Origin of the sequence: Heminiphilus faecis, from assembly GCF_008728965.1 — a bacterium.
Taxonomy (GTDB): domain Bacteria; phylum Bacteroidota; class Bacteroidia; order Bacteroidales; family Muribaculaceae; genus Muribaculum; species Muribaculum faecis.
Window position 1 is genome coordinate 13,490 of sequence record NZ_VSMC01000026.1, and the last position, 22,917, is coordinate 36,406.

At 49.2% G+C, this 22,917-nt stretch carries 17 protein-coding genes and 1 pseudogene; 8 read left to right on the plus strand and 10 right to left on the minus strand.

The features are described from left to right. Window positions 1–55: 55 nt before the first annotated feature. From FW767_RS10675 to tyrS, 6 genes and pseudogenes are all read right to left on the minus strand, one after another. Window positions 56–838, minus strand: a complete 783-nt coding sequence (locus FW767_RS10675) for a DUF3108 domain-containing protein (RefSeq protein WP_121699990.1) — start codon at window positions 836–838, stop codon at window positions 56–58. Between the two features lie 11 nt (window positions 839–849). After that, entirely contained in the window at window positions 850–1,476 is a 627-nt protein-coding gene (locus FW767_RS10680; protein ID WP_121699991.1) for a thymidine kinase, read from the minus strand. Window positions 1,477–1,678: 202 nt separating this feature from the next. After that, window positions 1,679–2,394 (minus strand): annotated as a pseudogene (locus FW767_RS13485) (glycoside hydrolase domain-containing protein). Window positions 2,395–2,402: 8 nt separating this feature from the next. Next, entirely contained in the window at window positions 2,403–2,735 is a 333-nt protein-coding gene (locus FW767_RS13490; protein WP_394349343.1) for a hypothetical protein, read from the minus strand. Between the two features lie 57 nt (window positions 2,736–2,792). Next, window positions 2,793–3,290 (minus strand): hypothetical protein, encoded by a 498-nt coding sequence (locus FW767_RS13495; protein WP_394349344.1) that lies wholly within the window; start codon window positions 3,288–3,290, stop codon window positions 2,793–2,795. Between the two features lie 81 nt (window positions 3,291–3,371). Beyond that, a complete protein-coding gene (tyrS, locus tag FW767_RS10690) occupies window positions 3,372–4,664 on the minus strand; it encodes a tyrosine--tRNA ligase (RefSeq protein WP_121699992.1) in 1,293 nt (430 codons plus the stop codon). 90 nt (window positions 4,665–4,754) lie between these two features. Between tyrS and FW767_RS10695 the strand changes: the two genes are divergently transcribed. The 4 genes from FW767_RS10695 (at window position 4,755) to FW767_RS10710 (ending at window position 9,577) form a co-directional block, all read left to right on the plus strand. Next, on the plus strand, window positions 4,755–6,185 hold the full coding sequence (locus FW767_RS10695; protein ID WP_121699993.1) for an ATP-binding cassette domain-containing protein: 1,431 nt from the start codon (window positions 4,755–4,757) through the stop codon (window positions 6,183–6,185). Between the two features lie 81 nt (window positions 6,186–6,266). After that, the gene (locus FW767_RS10700; RefSeq protein ID WP_121699994.1) at window positions 6,267–7,256 is read left to right on the plus strand and encodes a M28 family peptidase; all 990 of its coding nucleotides are present in this window, start codon (window positions 6,267–6,269) and stop codon (window positions 7,254–7,256) included. Between the two features lie 27 nt (window positions 7,257–7,283). Further along, window positions 7,284–7,718 (plus strand): SufE family protein, encoded by a 435-nt coding sequence (locus FW767_RS10705; RefSeq protein ID WP_121699995.1) that lies wholly within the window; start codon window positions 7,284–7,286, stop codon window positions 7,716–7,718. A 62-nt stretch (window positions 7,719–7,780) separates the two neighbouring features. After that, a complete protein-coding gene (locus FW767_RS10710) occupies window positions 7,781–9,577 on the plus strand; it encodes a peptide MFS transporter (protein ID WP_121699996.1) in 1,797 nt (598 codons plus the stop codon). Between the two features lie 81 nt (window positions 9,578–9,658). Here FW767_RS10710 and FW767_RS10715 read toward each other — a convergent pair whose 3' ends face one another. The 4 genes from FW767_RS10715 to FW767_RS10730 are packed head-to-tail and all read right to left on the minus strand — an operon-like array spanning window position 9,659 to window position 17,494. Continuing rightward, window positions 9,659–12,922 carry a S41 family peptidase gene (locus FW767_RS10715; RefSeq protein WP_150980592.1) on the minus strand — a complete coding sequence of 1,088 codons (3,264 nt, stop codon included), beginning with the start codon at window positions 12,920–12,922 and terminating at the stop codon, window positions 9,659–9,661. A 46-nt stretch (window positions 12,923–12,968) separates the two neighbouring features. Continuing rightward, window positions 12,969–14,006 carry a S41 family peptidase gene (locus FW767_RS10720; RefSeq protein WP_121699998.1) on the minus strand — a complete coding sequence of 346 codons (1,038 nt, stop codon included), beginning with the start codon at window positions 14,004–14,006 and terminating at the stop codon, window positions 12,969–12,971. Then, a complete protein-coding gene (locus FW767_RS10725) occupies window positions 14,006–14,854 on the minus strand; it encodes a DUF3316 domain-containing protein (RefSeq protein ID WP_121699999.1) in 849 nt (282 codons plus the stop codon). The genes FW767_RS10720 and FW767_RS10725 overlap by 1 nt, the downstream gene beginning before the upstream one ends. A 6-nt stretch (window positions 14,855–14,860) precedes the next feature. Next, the gene (locus FW767_RS10730) at window positions 14,861–17,494 is read right to left on the minus strand and encodes a DNA gyrase/topoisomerase IV subunit A (protein WP_369863646.1); all 2,634 of its coding nucleotides are present in this window, start codon (window positions 17,492–17,494) and stop codon (window positions 14,861–14,863) included. A 201-nt stretch (window positions 17,495–17,695) separates the two neighbouring features. Here FW767_RS10730 and FW767_RS10735 point away from each other — a divergent pair, with 201 nt between their 5' ends. Genes FW767_RS10735 through FW767_RS10750 form a run of 4 tightly spaced genes read left to right on the plus strand, consistent with a single transcriptional unit; the run spans window position 17,696 to window position 22,875 of the window. Beyond that, on the plus strand, window positions 17,696–20,119 hold the full coding sequence (locus tag FW767_RS10735) for a glycoside hydrolase family 95 protein (protein WP_235898108.1): 2,424 nt from the start codon (window positions 17,696–17,698) through the stop codon (window positions 20,117–20,119). Window positions 20,120–20,174: 55 nt separating this feature from the next. Next, window positions 20,175–21,719 (plus strand): glycine--tRNA ligase, encoded by a 1,545-nt coding sequence (locus FW767_RS10740; protein WP_121700002.1) that lies wholly within the window; start codon window positions 20,175–20,177, stop codon window positions 21,717–21,719. A 33-nt stretch (window positions 21,720–21,752) separates the two neighbouring features. Then, a complete protein-coding gene (locus FW767_RS10745; RefSeq protein ID WP_121700003.1) occupies window positions 21,753–22,337 on the plus strand; it encodes a LemA family protein in 585 nt (194 codons plus the stop codon). A gap of 10 nt (window positions 22,338–22,347) precedes the next feature. Continuing rightward, window positions 22,348–22,875 carry an FKBP-type peptidyl-prolyl cis-trans isomerase gene (locus FW767_RS10750; RefSeq protein WP_121700004.1) on the plus strand — a complete coding sequence of 176 codons (528 nt, stop codon included), beginning with the start codon at window positions 22,348–22,350 and terminating at the stop codon, window positions 22,873–22,875. Window positions 22,876–22,917: the final 42 nt, after the last annotated feature.

A 22,917-nucleotide genomic window follows, 5' to 3' on the forward strand; every position in this document is an offset into this window, starting at 1 on the left:
ATACTTAAATTTCATTATGTCGTTGAGGTTGCGGCGACAAACGGATTATGCATACTTATTGTACTTTTGTCGCTCCGGTAAAAAAGGCGTGGACCTTGCCCAACGGCAATTGTCCCTCGAGCTTGACGGGTATGCGCGAGGCATCGGTACTTATCCATGTGTCCATGGCATCGGATGTCGTCTTACCGCGCATTGTAAATGTAAACGACAGCCTGTAGGTCTGCCATCGGCGACCGTTCAGATTCACATCCTCGATGCCGCAGTAGCGCACACAAAGCTGCTCGACGTTTCGACCCGAGAACACATTAAGGTTCATCGTTGTACCGGGCTTCATATCAACAAAATCGACAGTGCGCAGGTAATAGAACACCGACAGCATGTCGACCGTCAGCCCGGTAGCATGCAATACCGTATCAGACCTCACAATCGGGCCCCCGTTACGGGAACGTTCGCGAAGAGCATCGCCTGTTACCTCGTTGCCGTTGCGCAGGTACGTCACCACATCGTAATTATACTGAGCCCCTTCATGGGTAATCTTTTTATATACCGTAGGCATACACGACGGACGCATCATGACCGATTTCAGAGTGTCACGCACCATGAAGACTTTGTCGGCCCACGGTACAGTCTTGGCGGCAAGCTGAGCGTAATAATTGTCGGCATCGCTGCGGAGCGACAATACAGCCGTGGCCGCTTCTTTGTTTATGATACCCCATTTATAAAGTATCACGTAATTAAGGTCCTCGTCAGGCAGTTCCACAACAGCCATAGCTGATGAAGCGACATTTAACGACAAGGCCAACGCCAGTATACGCAAACACCCTTTTAATCCAATCATAAGCCGTCTTTTTATTCGATAAACGGGAGCGAGTGACGTGTGGACTGCTCGATACGCTTATTGCGCCAGCACTTGCGACACACCGCTATATAACGGTCATCGCCGCCTATCTCAAGCTGGTCGCCCTCCACGACAAAGTCGCCTGAGGCATCAATGCGCGCATTGACAATGGTCTTGCGCCCGCACGTACAAGTACTTTTAATCTCGTCGATAGTATCGGCAATCTCAAAAAGCCTCCTCGAACCCTCAAAAAGTTTAGTCTGAAAATCGGTACGCAGTCCGTAGCAAAGCACATTACTACCGTAATCGTCGACAATTCTGGCCAACTGATCGACCTGCTCGGCCGATAGAAACTGAGCCTCATCGATCAGAAACCAGTCTATAACAGTCATAGTCTCCTCAAACATCTCCTGCGCCATCATATACAGGTCGGTATCAGGGTATATCCATCGGCACTTACGCTCTATGCCTATGCGCGACCGTATCACATTGTCCTTATCACGAGTATCGACAATGGGCTTAAGACACGCATAAGTCATGTTTCGCTCCTCAAAGTTGTAAGCGGTCGTCAACAACATCGCGGTCTTAGCCGACCCCATAGTGCCATAACGGAAATATAATTTACCCTTCCGGTTCATATGATGCAATATTTATTTAAAACGTAAATTTATATAGAATAGTTGAATTTATCCATCCATATCGCCATTTTTTCACATCGGCTTCAATCTTCACTATCATTTAAATGCAAAAAGAGCGCCCGTAAGCACTCTTTTGGTCAAACCCGATTCAGCTTCGCGGCCTTGACTACCGAGATGGTATACGCGCAGTTCCATACACGTTTCACCTCGGCGACGTCAATTCAGTTGAGAAAGAATACGGAAATGATGACGGGGTCGCACCTCTTTCGGTATTTGGCTCCGATATCATCCTATAGTTTACGTATGCTCCTTTCATAAGGTCGTCATGGGTCAAATAATTTCGGTCATATACATGTCCGTTTACATACATCGAACCTATATAACGGTTATCGGCACTATTTTCTGGCGCATCGAGAGTAACGGTATTGCCGTTTTCAAGATGAAGTTTCATTGACTTGAAATAAGGAGTTCCCAGTACATATTGTCCATCACTTCACGTATCCATTTCTGGGCTTTCCACGGCTGTCCGGAGTAAGTGTACATATACAGCATGTGCTGAATAGGCTGGTTGCCATGAGCATAATTGCCCATGTTCATTATCTGCATCTCCCTTATCTCATGTATAACACTGCCATAATAGCTCTCGTCAAACACAGGAGGCACGACAAGCACGGAGTCCATCATACGGTTGAACTCATCACGACCACCCATAAGCTCAATCAATCCTTGCGGGTCATGAAACACCGACCACGAGTAGTGCCAGCTATTGCCTTCAGTGAAAGCATCGCCCCACTTCAACGGATTAAACGGTGCCTGAAATTCACCGTTTTCATTACGACCACGCATCAGTCTGCTTTCAGAGTCAAACAGATTCTTGTAATTCATAGCTCTCTTGGCATAGACACCGATCTCTTTCATCGTTTTTTTCAACGTGCAAGTATATCATTCCATATCTTCCTGCCTTCATACACCACTTCATCAAAACCGGCCACGCCAAGTTCCTGTAAATTACGTTCAGCCTGCTCATGGCTGATGAACGACGATGCCACACGAGCATGCACACGTTCACCGCGTGTAGTCCTGAAGCCGATTATTGCGCCGGCATGATTGTCAGATGCCTCTAATGAACCGCGGTCTATTATACCTCCGCCGGTAACGGAAGCGGTATAATCAAACGGCTTATCAAACACTATTATGAAAAAATTTCGGAAGTTGTCAGGTACACCGCCGGTATTTTTTGTCGTCTTGGAGATATCCAATTATCTTATTTTCCGAAGGTATAATTTTGACATAAAAGCCATTGTCATAAGCATCGACTATGACAAAAGAGCTGTCATTTTCAGGAAATGTGAAACGGAACATAGCCGCGCTTCGGTAGGAGTTATTTCCGTCACAACGTCATGATCGGCGAGATAAGCTCTGTAATAATATGGAGTGGCTTTCTCGGCCTTGTGCGAAAACCAACTGGCTCGTTCGTCCTGATTGAATACCGCCTTACCCGTGACGGGCATAATGGCAAACTGACCGTAATCATTCATCCACGGACTCGGCTGATGTGTCTGCTTGAAGCCGCGTATTTTATCTGCGCTGTAAGTATATGTCCACCCGTCACCCATTTTACCGGTCTGCGGCGTCCAGAAATTCATACCCCAAGGCAAAACTATAGCCGGATAAGTATTTCCGGTGGACAACTCGCGTTTTGAATGAGTGCCGACAAGAGTACTGACGTAATCTACCGGCTCAGTCTTTGCATGCAACCATGCCGAAGGGACCAATATGGATAATGCGGCTATGACAGTTAATATTTTTCCCATTACAATTATTCTTTACTTAAAGGGCGCCCGGCAGCTATAAGCACCGGGCGCCCTTTATGATTTATGACGGAAGGAAAAGCGCTACTTCACAATGATTAGATAATAGTTTTTCTTACCCTTCTGTACGAGTATATATTTGTCATTAAGCAACAAATCCGTACCGGCAGGAAGATTTATATCAGTCACCTTCTCCTTGTTTATGGACAAACCGTTCTGTTGCGCGAGTTTTCGCAATTCACCCTTGCTCGGAAATATAGGGGCATTGTCGGTAAGCAGGTCGGCAAGTTTTACAGAACCGTCAAGTACGCTACAGTCGATTTCATACCGGTCTACGCCCTCAAATATGTCAAGCAGCGTCTGTTCGTCAATAGAGTGAAGAAGCTCGCCGGCTTTGTTGCTGAACAGTATCTGCGATGCCTCGACAGCAGCCTCGTAGTCTTCGAGAGAGTGCACCATAACGGTCACCTCCTTGGCAAGACGCTTCTGCAACGGACGACGGCCGGGGTCCTCGGCCTGTTCCGCAACGAGGGCTTCAACCTCTTCACGGGTAAGTTCAGTAAATATCTTTATATAACGCTCGGCGTCCTCGTCAGAAACATTGAGCCAGAACTGATAGAACTTGTAAGGCGATGTATAATGCGAATCAAGCCATACATTGCCGCTCTCGGTCTTGCCGAATTTAGTACCGTCGGCTTTTGTTATAAGCGGACATGTAAGCGCATAAGCCTCGCCACCGAGTTTACGACGTATAAGTTCGGTACCGGTAGTCATATTGCCCCACTGGTCGCTGCCGCCCATCTGCAGTTTACAGCCTTTTTCTTCGTACAGATGCAGGAAGTCATAACCCTGAAGCAACTGGTAGGTAAATTCGGTAAACGACAGTCCGTCGCGCGCTTCGCCGTTAAGACGTTTTTTAACCGAGTCCTTGGCCATCATATAATTGACGGTTATATGCTTGCCTATCAGTCGGGCAAAGTCAAGAAACGAGAAGTCTTTCATCCAGTCGTAATTGTTGACAAGCTCGGCCCGATTGGGGGCATCGGAGTCAAAGTCAAGAAACTTGGCAAGTTGCTTCTTTATTGCCTCCTGATTATGACGAAGTGTAGGCTCGTCGAGCAGATTGCGCTCGGCCGACTTGCCTGACGGATCACCTATCATGCCGGTGGCACCGCCAACCAAAGCTATGGGCTTGTGGCCGCAACGCTGGAAATGGCGCAGTATCATAACGCCGCATAGATGTCCTATATGAAGTGAATCGGCTGTGGGGTCTATGCCGAGATAAGCGGTTGTCTGCTGAGAGTTTATAAAATCATCAGTACCGGGAATCATCGTATGGAGCATTCCGCGCCATTTAAGTTCGTCAATAAAATTCATCGAAGTATGTTTTATATTTTATGGATGCAAAATTAGTCATTTCCCATGATATAGGGCACTTTAATCGACAGAAAAGTGTAATTTTGCGACATGAAAGAGCTTATAAAGTTGCAGAGCGGCACACTGCGTTACATCGGAGTGGAATTGAAAAATCCACATCATGTGACTATTCCCGAAGGCGTGACCGTTATCATCGGTCCTAACGGCAGCGGAAAATCCACGCTTGGCAGAATCATCGAGAAAGGCTGGAACATCATGACCAACGCCATATCGTCAGCCAAAGGCAAACCGTCGATAACTTACGTCGAGTTCAACGACATACACTCCTTGAGCGGATGTCACGTAGAGTATTACCAGCAGCGCAACGAAGCGACAATGAACGACGAAGTGCCTACGGTAAAAGATATAATGAGCGATAAAATCGACTTGCCGCTTTGGGATCGTTTGTGCCGACAGCTTAACATTGACGGCATAGAAAACAAAAAGCTAAATTACCTGTCGAGCGGAGAACTACGCAAGCTGCTAATCATCAACACACTGATGTCGTCTCCCGACATAATTATCATAGACAATCCGTACATAGGTCTGGACGCCCCGTCGCGTAAATTGCTTGACGAAGCCGTGGCCGGCATATCGGCTTCCGGCACATCGGTTATAATGCTGCTGTGCAATCCAAACGAACTGCCCCCATGCACCGACACAGTCATACCATTAACCGGACTCACCATAGGAGTACCGATAGCATGCAGCGGCAACGTTGAGGCTCTGCGCTCGCGGCTGATGAGTCTGATGGACTTCGCTATCGACACGGACAGACTGCCTAAATCGCCACACAAGCCGGCGACACATGAAGTAACACTTCAGATGAACTGCTGCAATGTGCGGTACGGCAACAGACATATCATAAAAAACGAATCTTGGAAAATACTCAACGGCGAATGCTGGGCTCTTGCCGGCCCCAACGGATGCGGCAAATCGGTACTGCTAAGCCTCATTTATGCCGACAACCCGCAAGCCTATAGCAACGACATAGTAATCTTTGACCGTAAACGCGGTACAGGCGAGAGCATCTGGGACATAAAGAGCCGCATAGGATATGTGTCGCCGGAAATGCATCTCTATTTCCGGCATAACGGTACAGTTGCAGAAGTCATAGCACAAGGCCTGTCGAACACGTCGGGCAACTTCGCACGCATCACCCCATTGGCAAAAGAAGCAGCATGGCGATGGATAGACCTCTTTCATCTTGAAAAACTGGCAGAACGCCGCTACAACACACTCTCCACCGGAGAACAACGTCTGGTACTTATAGCGCGTACCCTTATCAAGCATCCTGACCTGCTCATATTCGACGAACCTCTGCACGGTCTTGACTCGGCTCGTAAGCGTAGTGTGAAAGCCGCAATAAACTCATTGGTCAAGCGCGACAAACTCACACTCATCTATGTCACCCACTTTTTACCTGAGGTCCCCGAGTGCGTAACCCATACCAAGACGCTCCAAAAGTTAAAAAATGTGTAAACATCTGGCACATTGCGCTGAAAAAGCCTAAGTTTTGTAACTTTTATGTAACTTTGGGTAATCAATCATGCATAGTGCCCTATGAAGATATTACATTTTGCGATTCTGCTCCTCTCGGTTGTTTTAGGTTCGTGCCATACCAAGAGCGGACGCACTGAAACTCAAGTCAATCAAGAGACTCTGCAAAGCGCTGTCATATTCAATGCCGACAGCGCCTACAACTTTATAAAACAACAGCTTGACTGCGGCCCCCGTGTGCCCGGCACTCCCGGACACAGAGCTTGTGCCGACCTAATAGTCAATACCCTCGACTCCTATGGAGCCGACACTATACTGCTTCAACCGACAGTAGTAGAAAACTACCTCGGTGGCAAAATGCCCATAGTAAACATAATGGGTCGCTTCAATACCGACTCGGCACGTCGAGTGCTCCTGATAGCACACTGGGATACTCGTCCGTGGGCCGACAATGATCCCAAAATAGAAAACCGCGGTACTCCGGTGCCCGGTGCCAATGACGGAGGAAGCGGCACCGCAGTCCTCCTTGAGATAGCCCGACTCATGCATGAAAAACGTCCTGACATAGGCATAGACCTACTGTTTGTTGACGGAGAAGACTCCGGACGTAATGAAGGATGGGGCAGCAACGAAGAAACTTGGTGTCTTGGCACCCAGTATTGGGTAAACCATATGCCATATTCAGGCGATAACTTTCCAGAATACGGCATACTGCTCGACATGGTAGGCGGAAGCAATGCCAAATTTCATAAAGAATACGTATCGGAACAGGAAGCCCCGCATATCAACGACAAGGTATGGCAGATAGCCTCAGCATCGGGCTACAGCAAGCAGTTCCCGTCATCGGTACAGGGAGGAGTCACCGACGACCACATATTCATAAACCGGGCCGGCATACCGTGCATAGACATAATAGAGTGCGGCAACCATACAACCGGCACCTTTCCGCCGACATGGCACACCATGCAGGACAACCTAAGCAATATAGACAAAGAAACGCTAAAAGCTGTGGGACAGACGGTAGTAAACACCATATACCGCGAAAAGAACTGATACGTCAATTTATAAACAAGACAAACAATGACCATAAATCAACAACAAAACGAAATAATCGAGGAGTTTGCCGACATCGATGACTGGATGGACCGTTACGCATATATTATAGATCTCGGAAACGCTCTGCCACCGATTGACGAAAAATACCGCACTCCGGAATACCTTATAGAAGGTTGTCAGAGCCGTGCATGGCTCCATGCAGCACTTACTCCCGACGGAAAGATAGAGTTCACAGCCGACAGCGACGCTATAATCGTAAAAGGCATAATAAGTATGCTCGTCAAAGTTCTTTCAGGACATACTCCCGACGAGATAATGGACTCCGACCTGTACTTCATTGACAGAATAGGACTTTCCGAGCACCTTTCGCCGACTCGCAGCAACGGACTCGCAGCACTTGTAAAACAAATGAAGCTCTATGCCGTGGCTTACAAAGCCAAAATCGACAGTTCGAAATAAAAAGGCTTTTATTAAATCCGCTGAATCAATCTTAAACCAATCATTAATTAACACCCCAATTTATGTTTAAAAATCAACCTGCGGGCTTGTACGTGCTTTCGTTAGCCAACACCGGCGAGCGATTCGGTTACTATACGATGCTCGCCATCTTCCTGTTTTATCTTCAGGCGAAATTCGGGTTTGACGCTACATGGACGGGACAGATTTTCTCAATCTTCCTCGCCCTTGTCTACTTCATGCCTCTCATGGGAGGCTGGCTCGCCGACAAATGGAGTTTCTCAAAATGTGTAGTGACAGGTATTGCCGTAATGTTTATCGGCTATGCCCTCATGTCTGCTCCTACTCCGGTGCGCTCCGATGTATCTATGATGATACTTTTTGCCGCCCTGCTCCTAATATCGGTAGGTACAGGCCTCTTCAAAGGCAACCTTCAGGTAATGGTAGGCGACTTGTACAACAACAGCCGTTACGGTGACCGTCGCGACGCGGCGTTCTCGCTTTTCTACATGGCCATAAACCTCGGTTCGATGTTTGCACCTATGGCCGCCGTGGGGCTTAAGAATCTGGCACTGTCAGGCAAAGGATTTCTCACAGACAATCCTATGGCCGCTACCGTGTGCAACTGGTGCATCGACACCGACAGCTTCACCAACATGCCCGCCGATCCTGAAAAGATAAAGGCCATGACCGAATTTGCCACCCAGAACGGCATGGCAGCAGGTGGCGATCTTTCGGCATTCCTGACCGGATACCTGACCGAATTTGCCGGAAAATGCAGTGTAAGTTTCGATTCACTCTTGGGTTTTGCCAACGACTATATAACCACATTCTCGACAGGATGTTCCTATGCGTTCGCTCTCGCATGCGGCTCGCTCATCATCAGCTTCCTGATATATACTTTCGGACGCCGCACTTATGCCCATATAATAACCGATAAGAAAAATAACGCCGGCAAGAAAGCTGACGCCTCTACAGGAAAGGAACTTACTCCGTCACAGACCAAGCAGCGTGTGGTGGCTCTCCTTCTGGTATTTGCAGTCGTAATATTCTTCTGGATGGTATTCCACCAGAACGGCCAGACTCTGACCGAATTTGCCAAGAGCTGCACAACCTCCGATGCATCGGGCTGGACCCGCATAGGCTTCAACATATGGGCTCTTGTAGCAATCGCCGCAGGAGTATATGCTTTGTTCGGACTCATTCAGAGCACTACGACAAAAGCCCGCGCGATATGTGGCGGCATTTTAGTCGCTGTCATAGCAGCAATCTGGTACATCTATTCGACAACGCCGGCAGTTGTGGCTGGTGTGGACCCCGCCATGTACCAACAGTTCAATCCGTTCTATGTTGTGGCTCTCACACCCTTCTCCATGGCCTTGTTTGCATGGCTTGGCAAGAAAGGCAAAGAACCCTCCGCACCTCGTAAAATAGGCTATGGTATGATTATGGCCGGCGCCGCTTACGGAGTCATGGTACTCGCCTCGCTGAACCTCGTCGGCACCAATGGTTCGGTATCACCGGACTGGCTGATATCAACTTACCTTCTGCTCACATTTGCAGAATTGCTGCTGTCGCCCATGGGCATCAGCTTTGTAAGCAAAGTGGCTCCACCCAAGTTGAAGGGCTCGATGATGGGAGGATGGTTTGCCGCAACGGCAGTCGGCAACTACCTTGTATCTATACCTATGCTTTTGTGGGGCAAGATACCCGTATCGGTAATCTGGGGCATACTTATAGTGATCTGCCTTATCTCCGCCGCATTCATATTCTCAATCATGAAGAAACTTGAAGCCGCTACGTCCGACGCTCCCGCCGCCGATGCAGATCAACTTGAAACAGTAGAAGACGATGCCATCTGATGATGGTATAACAATCCGCTATAATAAAAATGTCGGCCTCCTTAACAGAAGCCGACATTTTTATTATTAAAGTATATAATCTTATTTACAGAGCTTAAGCATCTCGTTAACGGCGGTCTCAAGTTGCAGATCACGGCCCGACAGTTGCATTTCGGGGGTATTGTATACTTTGATATCAGGTTGCAACTCCTGATTTTCAAGATAGTTGCCGTTCATATCGCGACAGCCTACCTGCGGTATGCCAAACACAATACTCGGGTCAATCTGGGTCTCCCACCATACGGCAGTCATAGTACCCGGTACCGGAGCACCTATAAGTTTACCTATACCCAAAGTCTTGTATACCCACGGGAAACCGTGTGCATTGGAATAATTGTCCTCGCAAATAAGCACACATGACGGCTTCAGCCACTTGTTGAACGGATCGCTGCCTATATACTGACCACGCGGAGCAAACTGCGCGTACTCCTTGCCGCTAAGCAGTGTGGCAAGGTCATCGTGCAACCAGCCGCCACCATTATGGCGTGTGTCAACAATTACCGCCTCGCAGTTGCGATAACGGCCAAGCAGATCAGAGTACACCTCGCGGAAACTCGGACTATTCATACCCTCGACATGTACATATCCAACCTTTCCGCCCGAAAGTTCCTCGACCTTGCGTCGGTTATTTTCGACCCAGCGTCGATACAGAAGTGTAGACTGAGCACCATAAGTTATCGGTGTGACGGTCTCTTCGAAGCGCTTTCCTGTGGACGGATCATATACCGACAACACGACTTTTTTGCCTGATTTTCCGGCAAGCAAAGGAGCATAATCGGCATTATTCACAATGGAGGCACCGTTTATTTTTTCAATAATGCATCCGGGTTTTATCTTGCTATCTGCTTTTGTAAGCGGACCGCGGGCTATTATCTCGGCTATGCAGAGTCCGTCACCGTCATAACTGTCATCATAAAAAGCACCGAGCACGGCAGTAGCCGGCGAAGACTCCGCCATCGTACCATAGTAACGCGATCCGGTGTGTGAGCCGTTAAGCTCTCCAAGCATCTCCGACAACATGTCGCGGAAATCATAATTATTATTTATATGTGGAAGAAACCGGGAATAATCGCGATGATAAGCCTCCCAGTCTATGCCGTGTATGACTGGGTCGTAGAACTTATCCTTCACCTGACGCCAAGCATGGTTGAACATATAGATACGTTCTTCAGCCGGCCGATAATTAAATTCAGCCACAAAGGGAATATCCTTGCTCTTGGCCCCATCAAAGTCAATCTCCTTAATACCTCCGCCCGACGACAGATAAGCCTTCTTGCCATCCTTGTCGATATTAAAGGTGCCTCCTCCCACACCTTTTATTATAATCTTGGTCGAACGCTCCTTAAGGTCATGCTCCCACAGGTCATATCCGCTTTCAAAAGCAGCGCAATAATACAGCTTATCGCCCTTGACCGACAGCCACGCATCACCGAGATGCGAAGAGTTGCCGGTAAGTCTCATGACTCTGTCACGACGGTTGGCAAGGTCAAAGACAAGGTCTTTCTTTTTATTGGCCTCATCATCCTTATTCTTATCTTTTTTATCGCCTTTCTCCTTTTTCTTCTTGACGGCATCATCCTTACCGTCATTTTCTTTATCCTTGGTTTCTTTCTCCAGTTCCTCGACAAGTGCAAGATCCTCTTTACTCATAAGGAATCGGTCCCAAGCGTCGCCGTCAAAGAACATGACATATACGTCATCCTCCGCCCCCCAACTGCCATGACTGCGATATCCGGCACGGTCCGATGACCATATCATGGCCTTGCCGCCAAGCACCCAGCGCGGATTGCTGTCGGAATACCCGCTCTCGGTAAGATTGGTTATATCGCCGCTGCCGTCGGCTTTTACAAGAGCAATGTCAGTATTATTCCATCCGCCGACACCTATATATCTAACAAGAAACCACTTGCTGTCGGGGCTCCACTGATACTCCTGATCGCCGTCACTGTAAGAGTAGTTATACTTGCCGTCAAGCACTGTGCGCACTGACTTATCTTTCAGGTTAATGACACGAAGCGCGGTGCGGTCCTCAAGAAAAGCCACCTCCTTGCCATCGGGAGAATATCGGGGCTGAAATGATGTTTTTTCATTAACGACAAGAGGAGTCTCGGCAATAACCCGGGCATATGTAAAGTATTTATCTTCGTCACGGACAAGCTTGCTTTCATATATACCCCATGTATCGCCGCGTTCGGCCGCATACACAAGCGACCGGCCGTCAGGGCTGAAATCCACATCACGTTCTTGCTGCGGAGTATCCGTTATGCGGCGCGTGGTATTGTACTCAATCGAAGTAACATAAACATCGCCGTGCACTATAAAAGCCACCTCTTTGCCAGAGGGCGATACCGATACGTCTGACGCACCGCTCCTTAGATTGCGTGCAAACACCGAACGCTCCACCACATCGCTCACGATCGACACACTTACCTTACTCGGCTCACATCCTTCGGCAAGGGTATAGAGTTCGCCGTCGTATGAGTAACACAACAGTCCCTTGTCAGATGACGAAAGGAAGCGCACGGGATGGCGGTCGTGACGAGTCAAGCGCTCGACAGCTTTTCCCGGCGACGACTTGTAGACATTGAAACTACCGTCGCGCTCGCTAAGGAAGTAATAAGACTTACCGTCGGGGGCCCACACCGGATTGCGGTCCTCACCGGCAAAATCAGTCAGTTTTTTGAATGACGATTTAGCATCGGGCGCACATGACCATATGTCACGTGTGATTGATGAACGGTGATGCTTGCGCCAAGTATCTTCATAACCTTTTTTGTCATTATATAATATCGTGCCGTCAACCGGATTCACCGACAGGTTCTCCATGGCAAGCGACGAAAACATGACGGGACGACCACCGGTAACAGGTATTTTATATAGCTGCGGAAACTGTCCGGACGGGAATTGTATATCCTTACGGTCAGGCAGCATCGAAGCCGAGTACAAAATATGGTCGTTGTCAATAAACAGCACGGGAGTCTCATTTACCGAATTTACAGTCACTGCTCGCGGAACTCCTCCTTCAGCACTCACAACATAAACATCCATATTACCGTTGCGGTCGGAAGCAAATGCTATTGACCGGCCATCGGGACTCCATACCGGCATATAGTCATAAGCGGGATTGGTCGTGATACGTTTTGCCGCACCACCTGACGAGGGCACGGTAAAAATATCGCCCTGATAACAAAACGCTATCGTAGAGCCATCGGGCGAAATGGCCGGATACCTCAACCATAACGGCGTATCAGCTACGGCCGACGCTACGGCAACAATCCCTGCCATAGCGCAAAACAACTTTTTCATTGACATTCCTTTAAATATTTAAAAGTGAGTTTACACAACCCTAAATTTACTGACGATTGTAAGCAAACGAAGTTCCGGTAAGATAGCTTATGGCAAAGTCGAGTATTGTGTCATGGCCGTCAAGAGCCTGCACAGGATCAAGGTCAACAGCACACCCGGGTGTCGGTTCTATACCTTGCTCTGTGGTATTGCCTTTGGCGTCAAGCACTGAACATGCCGAGAAACGTATGCCCCATCCGTTGGGCAATTCGGAATTAAACGGCATGCCGCTGCCGCCTCCGGTAGTCGAACCGGCTATGACTGTATTGGGCCTGTACTGCATTATCGACACAAAATTATTGGCGGCACTGAATGTACCGCGGCTCGCCAGCACCACGACAGGCTTGCCCCACATGATACGGCCGGCTTCAGCCGGGTCATAATAATAGGCATATGGCTCGGAGAAGTCGTCATGGCCGGGTCCGGTCTTGTGCGATATGTAGCCGGCAAGAGTACGCTCGGTTATAAAACGCCTTACGATTGTCTCGACATTCGTCATACTGCCTCCCCCATTGTCACGCACATCTATAATCAACCCGTCGCACACGTTAAGATGCAGCAATATCTGGTCGAGATTGCTCTCTCCTACCATGCTGTTGAAACTTGAATATCGCATATAGCCCACATTCTGAGGCAGAATCGCATAGTCCATGCCTCCGGCACTTAGATAGTTGAAATTAAGATAATGCTCTTCGACAAGACGCGCATTGTAGTTCTCGGGATAATCGCTCCACCACTTACGGTAATATGACACATTGAACGACGAGCTTAGATTGGTGTGTCCGTCGCGGAGTTCGTTGAGCATATCGGCACATACATAAAACAGCTCCTTGTCAGTCATATCATCGCTCACTTTAGCGACATAGCGCGAGTGTATTTCGTCCCAGTCCACACCTTTCTCGGTAAAGAAGCAATAGTGCTGATCCATAATAGACCACAGAGCCTCAAAGTTGCCGTGCTGGCTGTCGCTCCACGACTCTAACTTATGACACGATGTCGTAGCCGCCAGCAGCACGAGCATCATTAAATAACATATGCGTATCATCAATACAATGCAGAAATTATGCGGGCCTTGGAGTCAATGCCGCGCGAAGGATTAAGACTCATCCACTCACCAGATATGCCGATTACGGCTGCCGTGGTCACGACCCGGGTGACTATATTGTTGACCTTTGTCGACAGCACATTGCTTCGCAAACCGAGCCGCAGACATGTAGCACCGAAATGCAAGTCGGCGGTGACAAGATTTTCCATACGGAAATAATTGCCCCACCAAGCACAATGCACAAGTCCCGACCGGTTGCCAAGCGATATTTCATAAAACAACTCTCCGTAATCGGGCGAGAAAAACACACCCGCCACCGGTAGCGTAGGCTGGTAGCGCAATGTCAGAGGAAGGCGGCCTATGCGTGTATTCCATGCCGCATAGCCGGTAAGATTGACAGTCCACGCCGCCTCCACAGCCACAGGGTTATTGCCGTTACGCGAGTTGTACAACACACCTAAGTCAACACCGGTGCTCCCGCCGGCAGCGAGGGTTATATTACAGGGAATACGCCATCTATGAGTCATACCCCATGAAAATTCACCGACAAGACGCCACATATCGGCATTTTTGGCCGGATTCTCGGTGCCGTCAAGAGTTAGTCCAGCAGCAAGCCGCATAACCCACTTGTCAGGATTGAATTTCATCGCCTGCATGCGTTCGTAATTGAACGCGGCGCTCCATCCGGTATATTTCAGCGGAGTCAGATAAGTATTGGCCAGCCTTGCATCACCTATTTCAGCCGTATATGCCGAAGTCACCGGACGCAAAGTCGCCGCTTCTTCCTGCGGATATGCCGGTAGCACTGCGACAATCAATACTATTATATATATAATCGTACGTTTCATGAATCATTAAAATATGCGTTTCTGTCCGTTTATTTCATCGCGGACCTCATCATCGGAGCGGTCAGGCTCATTGGCTTCATCGCTATCAGCATCAATATCGTCGGGCGAAACTTCGTCATCGACATCATCAACTTCACGCGGTTCAATCTCGGCAACCGATTCGATGGCATAAGTAGTCAAGCGCTTTCCTTTAGCCTTATAGCTCTTGACAGCAACAAATTCCATAGCATCCACCATCATAGCGGGCCGGAATGCATCGTCACCGCCAAAAGTGACTTCAATACGACATCCGGAAGCGTCACTAAGCAGGATGAGCGTCGACTTGTCGTTGTCGCCGAGGAAGCGCGTACGTTTGGACACCGGTTCAAATGTAAAGCGTTTCAAGTAGGGATAACCTTGATCGGCATCATTTAACACCGCCGTCCACACATGTCCCGGACGATACTTCTCTATGCGCAGTATGTTGTCCTCATAATGGTTTCCTGCATCGAAAGTCGACATGTAGTATTCTCCCGATTTGAGAATGACAAGTATTTTATCAGTGCCGGCAAATTCACCGAGGAATGTGCCCCTCTTTTCATAATTTATACGAAGGACATCCGGATCAAACCACACCTCACGGCCGCCGAGAGTGGAGGCCCCTTTCTCTTTCAGAGTAAACCGGTGCACCTCATTTTTGGTGACGATATTGCCCTGAGCACCCTTGCCTTTTATAGCAAGTTCGCCAAAATCCACGTCAAACTGCAGTGTCTTCAGTCGCAGTTTCGGTTTCAAAGTCACCTTGACCACTTCGGCCTCACCGTTAGGATTGGCGGAGAACCATAGAATCTTCGATCCGGGCAGTCCTTGCGTGACATCATACTCCTTGTCGCGCGTCACACCGGTTACGGCAAAGCGCTTCATGTAGTATATGCCACCCTTGCCGTTCTGATATATGACATTGTAGATAGTGCGTGAGTCGTTGCGCTTAAACACATTGACATACAGCACATTTTTGCCTATAAACAATTTATCCTGTACTCGTACTACCTTATACTTGCCGTCTTTATAAAATATGATTATATCGTCTATATCGGAGCAACTGCATACATACTCATCTTTCTTCAGAGCCGTGCCGATAAATCCTTCTTCACGGTTGATATACAACTTTTCGTTGGCTTCGGCCACGGTAGCCGCCTCTATACTGTCGAAACCTCTTATCACCGTATGGCGCACATAAGGCTCTCCGTACTTCTCCTTAAGCCCGAGAAACCAGTCTACAGTGTAATCCACCATGTGATCGAGACGGTCGTTTATTTCAGCAATACGTTCTTTATGAGTGGCTATTACGCGGTCGGCCTCATCGCTGTTAAACTTCAGGATGCGCTTCATCCTTATCTCCATAAGCTTAAGCAGGTCATCGCGGGTGACTTCGCGAAACAGCGAGTCCTTGAAAGGTTCAAGTCTGCGGTCAATGTGCTCCAGCACTTTATCCATGGTTTCACCCTGCTCAAACTCCTTGTCTTTGTATATGCGCTGCTCGATAAATATGCGCTCGAGCGAGGCGAAGTGCAGTGCCTCCTGTATTTCGCCGCGCTTTATCATCAGTTCCCGGCGTAGCAGTTCAAGCGTATAGTCGACATTGTGGCGCAACACATCGCTCACGCCGAGGAAATGAGGTTTCTTGTCAGATATGACACAACAGTTGGGCGATATGCTTACCTCGCAGTCGGTGAAAGCATAAAGTGCGTCGATAGCCTTGTCTGACGATGTGCCCGGGAGCAGATGCACCAGTATAAGAGCCGTGGCTGAGGTCATGTCCTCGACTTTGCGCACCTTTATTTTGCCCTTTTCGGCGGCTTTAAGTATAGAGTCGTTTATAGTGCCCGTCGTCTTGCCGTAAGGTATCTCCGTTATGGCAAGGGTTTTGTTGTCGACCTTCTCTATTTTAGCCCTTATCTTCACCGACCCTCCGCGCTCGCCGTCATTATACTTGCTTACATCAAGGAAGCCTCCGGTCGGGAAATCGGGGTAAAGCACAAAAGGCTCTCCCCTCAGATAAGACACAGCGGCATCTATAATCTCATTGAAATTATGAGGCAGAATCTTTGACGAGAGACCCACGGCTATACCCTCGGCCCCCTGCATAAGCAGCAAAGGAAACTTTACGGGCAGCGTGACAGGCTCCGGATTTCGTCCGTCATATGACACCGTCCAGTCAGTCACTTTCGGACTGTAAAGCACTTCCAGCGCAAAAGGCGACAACCGCGCTTCAATATAACGTCCGGCAGCAGCCGATGCTCCGGTGAGTATATTTCCCCAGTTACCCTGCGTCTCCACAAGCAGTTCTTTCTGACCGAGCTGCACAAGCGCATCCTTTATCGACGCGTCGCCGTGAGGATGATACTTCATCGTATCGCCCACCACATTCTGCACCTTATTGAAGCGTCCGTCGTCCATCGTCTTCATCGAATGGAGTATACGGCGCTGCACCGGCTTGAGGCCGTCGGCTATATGAGGCACGGCACGCTCGAGTATCACATAAGAGGCGTAGTCGAGAAACCAGCTCTGGTACATGCCTCGCAATTGATGTTTAACAACACCGCCGGTTGTATCGACAGACATGTGTGACGAAGTCTTTCCGTTTTTTTCGTCCGGCATGTCCGCTGCCTCATCGGTATTTTCAGGGGTAATAATATCGTCGCTCATTTATGGGATAATGATTTCAATGGTAAAATGACACATAACGTCATATCACTACAAAGATAGCGATTTTTTCGGTTTCCGCCGAAATATATTATGTATATTAGTATCTTTGCAGATAAAAACTCTAACACAACTTTAACTTCAGCCTGTTTACAGATGAAAAATTACCTTTCCGGCATTATAGTATTGCTATTTTACACAACTGCCGGCTCAATGACGGCCGACAACCGTTTTTCACCCGACAAGACACTATGGTACAAAGCCCCGGCCGTACAATGGGAAGAAACTCTTCCGGTAGGCAACGGACGTCTCGGCATGACTCCTTACGGCAATCCGTTTAAAGAGCACGTGGTGCTGAACGAGATAAGCATGTGGAGCGGGTCAAAGGCCTGCTACGACAACCCTGATGCTGCCAAAAGCCTGCCCGAGATACAACGCCTGCTTGCCGAGGGCCGAAACCGCGAGGCGCAGGAACTGATGTACACGACTTTCGTACCGACAATGACAACCGACGGCGGCACATACGGCAGTTATCATATGCTTGCCGACCTGAACATCGACCTTTCATACGGTTCGGATAAAGTATCAGACTACACACGTTGGCTTGATCTCACCGAAGCTGCAGCCTATACATCCTACTCCATATCCGGCACCGAGTATGTACAGGAGTGCTATGTGCCCCGTGGCGAAGATGTCATGATTTATCATATAAAAGCATCAAGGCCCGGCAGCATAAACCTCACCGCATCACTGTCGAGGCCCGAAAGAGCCGTAGTATCGTCGGCCGGCGACAACCGCCTTTTAATGACAGGCACACTTGACAGCGGAGCTAAAGGCATCGACGGCATGAAATATGCACTTGCAGCAGCCATTACAGCAAGCGGCAAAGGGGCATCCACACATTCCACCGACTCTACACTCGCAGTGGCAAATGCCGACGAAGTCTATATAGTCATGGGAGCGGCCACGACCTATCTATACGGAGCCCTTTATAATACAGCGGCGCTGAATGCCGTCAATAAAGCCACCGCCGGCACCAAAGCCCTTGCCGCACTGAAAGAAGAGGGTATAAAACGCCACCGCATGCTCTTTGACCGTGCCGGCATAGAACTTGAAGAGGGCCATGCCGCCGCACTGCCGACAGACCGGCGCATCGAAGCGTTCCAGACACAAAGCGAGCCGTCACTGGCAGCTTTGTATTACAACTACGGCCGATACCTGCTCATATGCAGCACCATGCCCGGAGGCATGCCCCCGAATCTTCAAGGACTTTGGGCCAATGGGGTGTCGACACCATGGAACGGCGACTACCACACCAACATAAATGTACAGATGAACCACTGGCCCGTAGAACCGGGCAACCTGTCGGAGCTCCACGGCCCGCTCATAGACTTGGTAAAGCGCGCCGTGCCCAACGGAGCACATACGGCCAAAGTGTTCTACGGACCCGAAGCCCGAGGATGGGTCATGCACATGATGACCAACCCGTGGGAATACACCGACCCCGGACAGCACCCTTCATGGGGAGCCACCAATACAGGAGGCGCATGGCTGTGCGCACATCTTTGGGAACACTACCTGTATACTGCCGACCGGCAATATCTGTCGGAGATATACCCCGTCATGAAAGGCGCGGCAGAATTTTTCAAGTCCACCATGATCAAAGAACCGAAACGCGGACGTCTCGTGACTGCGCCATCATCATCTCCTGAGAACACATTTACCGTCGGCGACGACCCCACCCCGATAAGCGTATGCATGGGCCCGGCAATGGATTCTCAGATTATACGCGAACTTTACGGCAATGTGGCCGAAGCCGCCACAATACTTGGTGTGGACTCGCTATTTGCCGACTCGCTGCGCCGCGACATGGCATTGTTGCCACCCGACAGCATAGGCCATGACGGACGGCTTATGGAGTGGCTTGAAGAGTACGACGAAACCGACCCGCACCACCGCCATGTAAGTCATCTTTATGCCCTGCACCCGGGCAACGGCATATCGGCCTCTCTCACTCCTGAACTTGCCGAAGCATGCCGTAAAACCCTTGAGCGCCGCGGCGACGGAGGCACCGGATGGAGCCGCGCTTGGAAAGTATGCTTCTGGGCCCGCTTGGGCGACGGAGACAGAGCCTACAAGTTGTTCAAGGCGCTACTCACACCGGCTTATATATACAATAGCACTGATTATCAGGGCCACGGAGCCGGCACATTCCCGAATCTGTTCTGCTCTCATCCGCCATTCCAGATGGATGGCAACTGGGGCGGGACCGCCGGCATAAGCGAAATGCTGCTTCAGAGTCAGGACGGCTTCATCAATATGCTTCCAGCCCTTCCTGACGAATGGCAGTCGGGCTCACTGCACGGCTTCAAAGTCAGGGGAGGAGCCACAGCCGACATACAGTGGAAAAACGGCAAAGTGACATCAGCTACGATAACAGGCGGCCCGGTATCCTCCCAGAAAATAAAAGTTCCAGCATACGTACGGCATATATCGGTCAACGGCAAAGACGTAAAAGCCGACGAATTTATACATTTGGACCTTTCATTGGGAGAGAAAGCCGAAATTTTGTTCGATTGAGCTTTTTTCGTTATCTTTGCGTCTTTAAATTCACTGACTTATAAAACTACTCGAAATGGCACAACAGGAAGATCAGTTCAAAAAGATAGTATCACATGCCAAAGAATACGGTTTTGTGTTCCAGTCCAGCGAAATATACGACGGTCTGTCGGCAGTTTACGACTACGGACAAAACGGAGTGGAACTCAAAAACAACATAAAGCGTTACTGGTGGGACGCAATGACCCTGCTTCATGAAAACATTGTTGGTATAGACTCGGCAATTTTCATGCATCCGACCATCTGGAAAGCCTCGGGACACGTCGACGCCTTCAACGACCCTCTCATCGACAACAAAGACTCCAAGAAGCGTTATCGCGCCGACGTACTTATCGAAGACGCTATCGCCAAGATGGACGATAAGATAGAGAAAGAGGTTGAGAAAGCGCGCAAGCGTTTCGGCGATACTTTCGACGAGACTCTCTTCCGCCAGACCAATCCCCGCATACTGGAGCAAAAATCCAAGCGCGACGCCCTTCACGAGCGCTTTGCCAAAGCTATGAACGACAACGATCTTAATGAATTGCGCCAGATCATAATCGACCAAGAGATCGTTGATCCTATATCAGGCACCAAAAACTGGACCGAAGTTCGTCAGTTCAATCTCATGTTCCGCACGGAAATGGGTTCGACCGCTGACGGTGCCATGACTGTATATCTGCGCCCCGAGACAGCTCAAGGCATATTTGTCAACTATCTTAACGTACAGAAGACAGGCCGCATGCGCATACCGTTCGGTATAGCCCAGATAGGCAAAGCATTCCGCAACGAAATCGTGGCACGCCAGTTCATATTCCGCATGCGCGAGTTCGAGCAAATGGAGATGCAGTTCTTTGTGCGTCCCGGCGAAGAACTCGAATGGTTCAAACGCTGGAAAGAGACCCGTCTGCGCTGGCATAAAGCCCTCGGACTCGGCGATGCCAAATACCGCTATCACGACCACGAGAAACTGGCCCATTATGCCAATGCCGCGACCGACATCGAATTTGAGATGCCGTTCGGTTTCAAGGAAGTGGAAGGCATCCACTCACGCACTAACTTTGACTTGTCGCAGCACGAGAAATTCTCGGGAAAGAAAATCCAGTACTTCGATCCGGAACTCAACGAGAGCTACGTGCCTTATGTCATCGAGACCTCAATCGGTGTCGACCGCATGTTCCTGTCGGTACTCTGCTCAAGCTACGAGGAGCAGCCGCTCGAGGGCGGCGATACCCGCGTAGTACTACACCTGCCGCCGGCGCTCGCTCCCGTAAAGTGCGCGGTCATGCCGCTCGTGCGTAAGGACGGCCTGCCCGAAAAGGCCCGCGAGATTGTCAACGACTTGAAATTTGATTTCCCGACCCATTACGAGGAAAAGGACTCCATAGGCAAGCGCTACCGCCGACAGGACGCCATAGGCACCCCCTTCTGCGTTACCGTAGACCATCAGACCCTTGAGGACAACACCGTAACTTTGCGCGAACGCGACTCTATGGAGCAGAAACGTGTTGACATCAGCGAGTTGCACCGCCTTATCCATGATACGGTAAGCATCAACTCTCTGTTGCGCAAACTCGGATAACAACCCTACAACACATATTTTTATATTTAGAAAATGAAATTCCACAATTTAAAGACACTTCTTATAGGAATTGTCTGCATGGCCTCTCTTTCGTCATGCAACTATAACTCATTGGTTGAAAAGCAACAGAACGTAGACCAGAACTGGGCTGAGGTAGAGAACCAGTACCAGCGTCGCGCCGACCTTATACCCAACCTTGTAGCTACAGTCAAAGGCTACGCCGCCCACGAAGAGGGCACCCTGACAAAGGTGACCGAAGCACGCAGCAAGGCTACTTCCATCAACATCACTGCCGAAGACCTCAATGAAGAGACTCTCGCACGCTTTCAGGAAGCTCAGAACGAGCTTACCGGAGCCTTAAAATCGCTCCTTGCCGTCACCGAGGCATATCCCGACTTGAAGGCCAACGAAAACTTCCGCGACCTGCAAGTACAGCTCGAAGGCACTGAAAACCGCATTTCAGTAGCCCGCGGACGATATACCGAGGCTGTAAAGGACTACAACACTTCCATAAAGAAATTTCCCACAACCATTTATGCCGGATGGTTCGGTTTTACGGCCAAACCGCAGTTCAAAGCTGCCGCGGGAGCCGAAAACGCGCCAAAAGTAGAATTCTAAAAAACTATCAATGAAAAAATTCCCGATCATAACATTTTTTGTTATAGCCATCGTAACCCTTATATCCTGTAAAGACGACAATAACCTTGACGACTACAAGGAGTGGCGCAACCTGAACAACAACTGGCTGGCCGAGATTGAACTGAGTTCGGGATCATATTATAGCAAGGTAGTACCGTCGTATGATAAAGGACAGTATGTACTGATGCACTGGTTTAACGACCGCAACAGTACCGCAGGCAACCTTAAGCCCTATTATACATCGACCGTGGCTGTCAAGTATATCGGACGTCTATACAATAACGAAGCGTTTGATTCGAGCTATCTTGCCCCCGACTCCCTGTTCAAGACAAAGGTAAACTCTGTCATTCCGGGCTGGACCATAGCTCTTCAGGAAATGCACGTAGGCGACTCGGTGGAAGTCATAATACCCTATCAGTCGGCATACGGCACTTCCGGTACAGGCAAGATACTCCCGTTCAGCAATCTCAAGTTTAACATCAAACTTGTGGATATAACTAATTGGGAGACCAAATAAGCGGTTGACTCCGATTAAACAATAGATTAATACTGAACACCC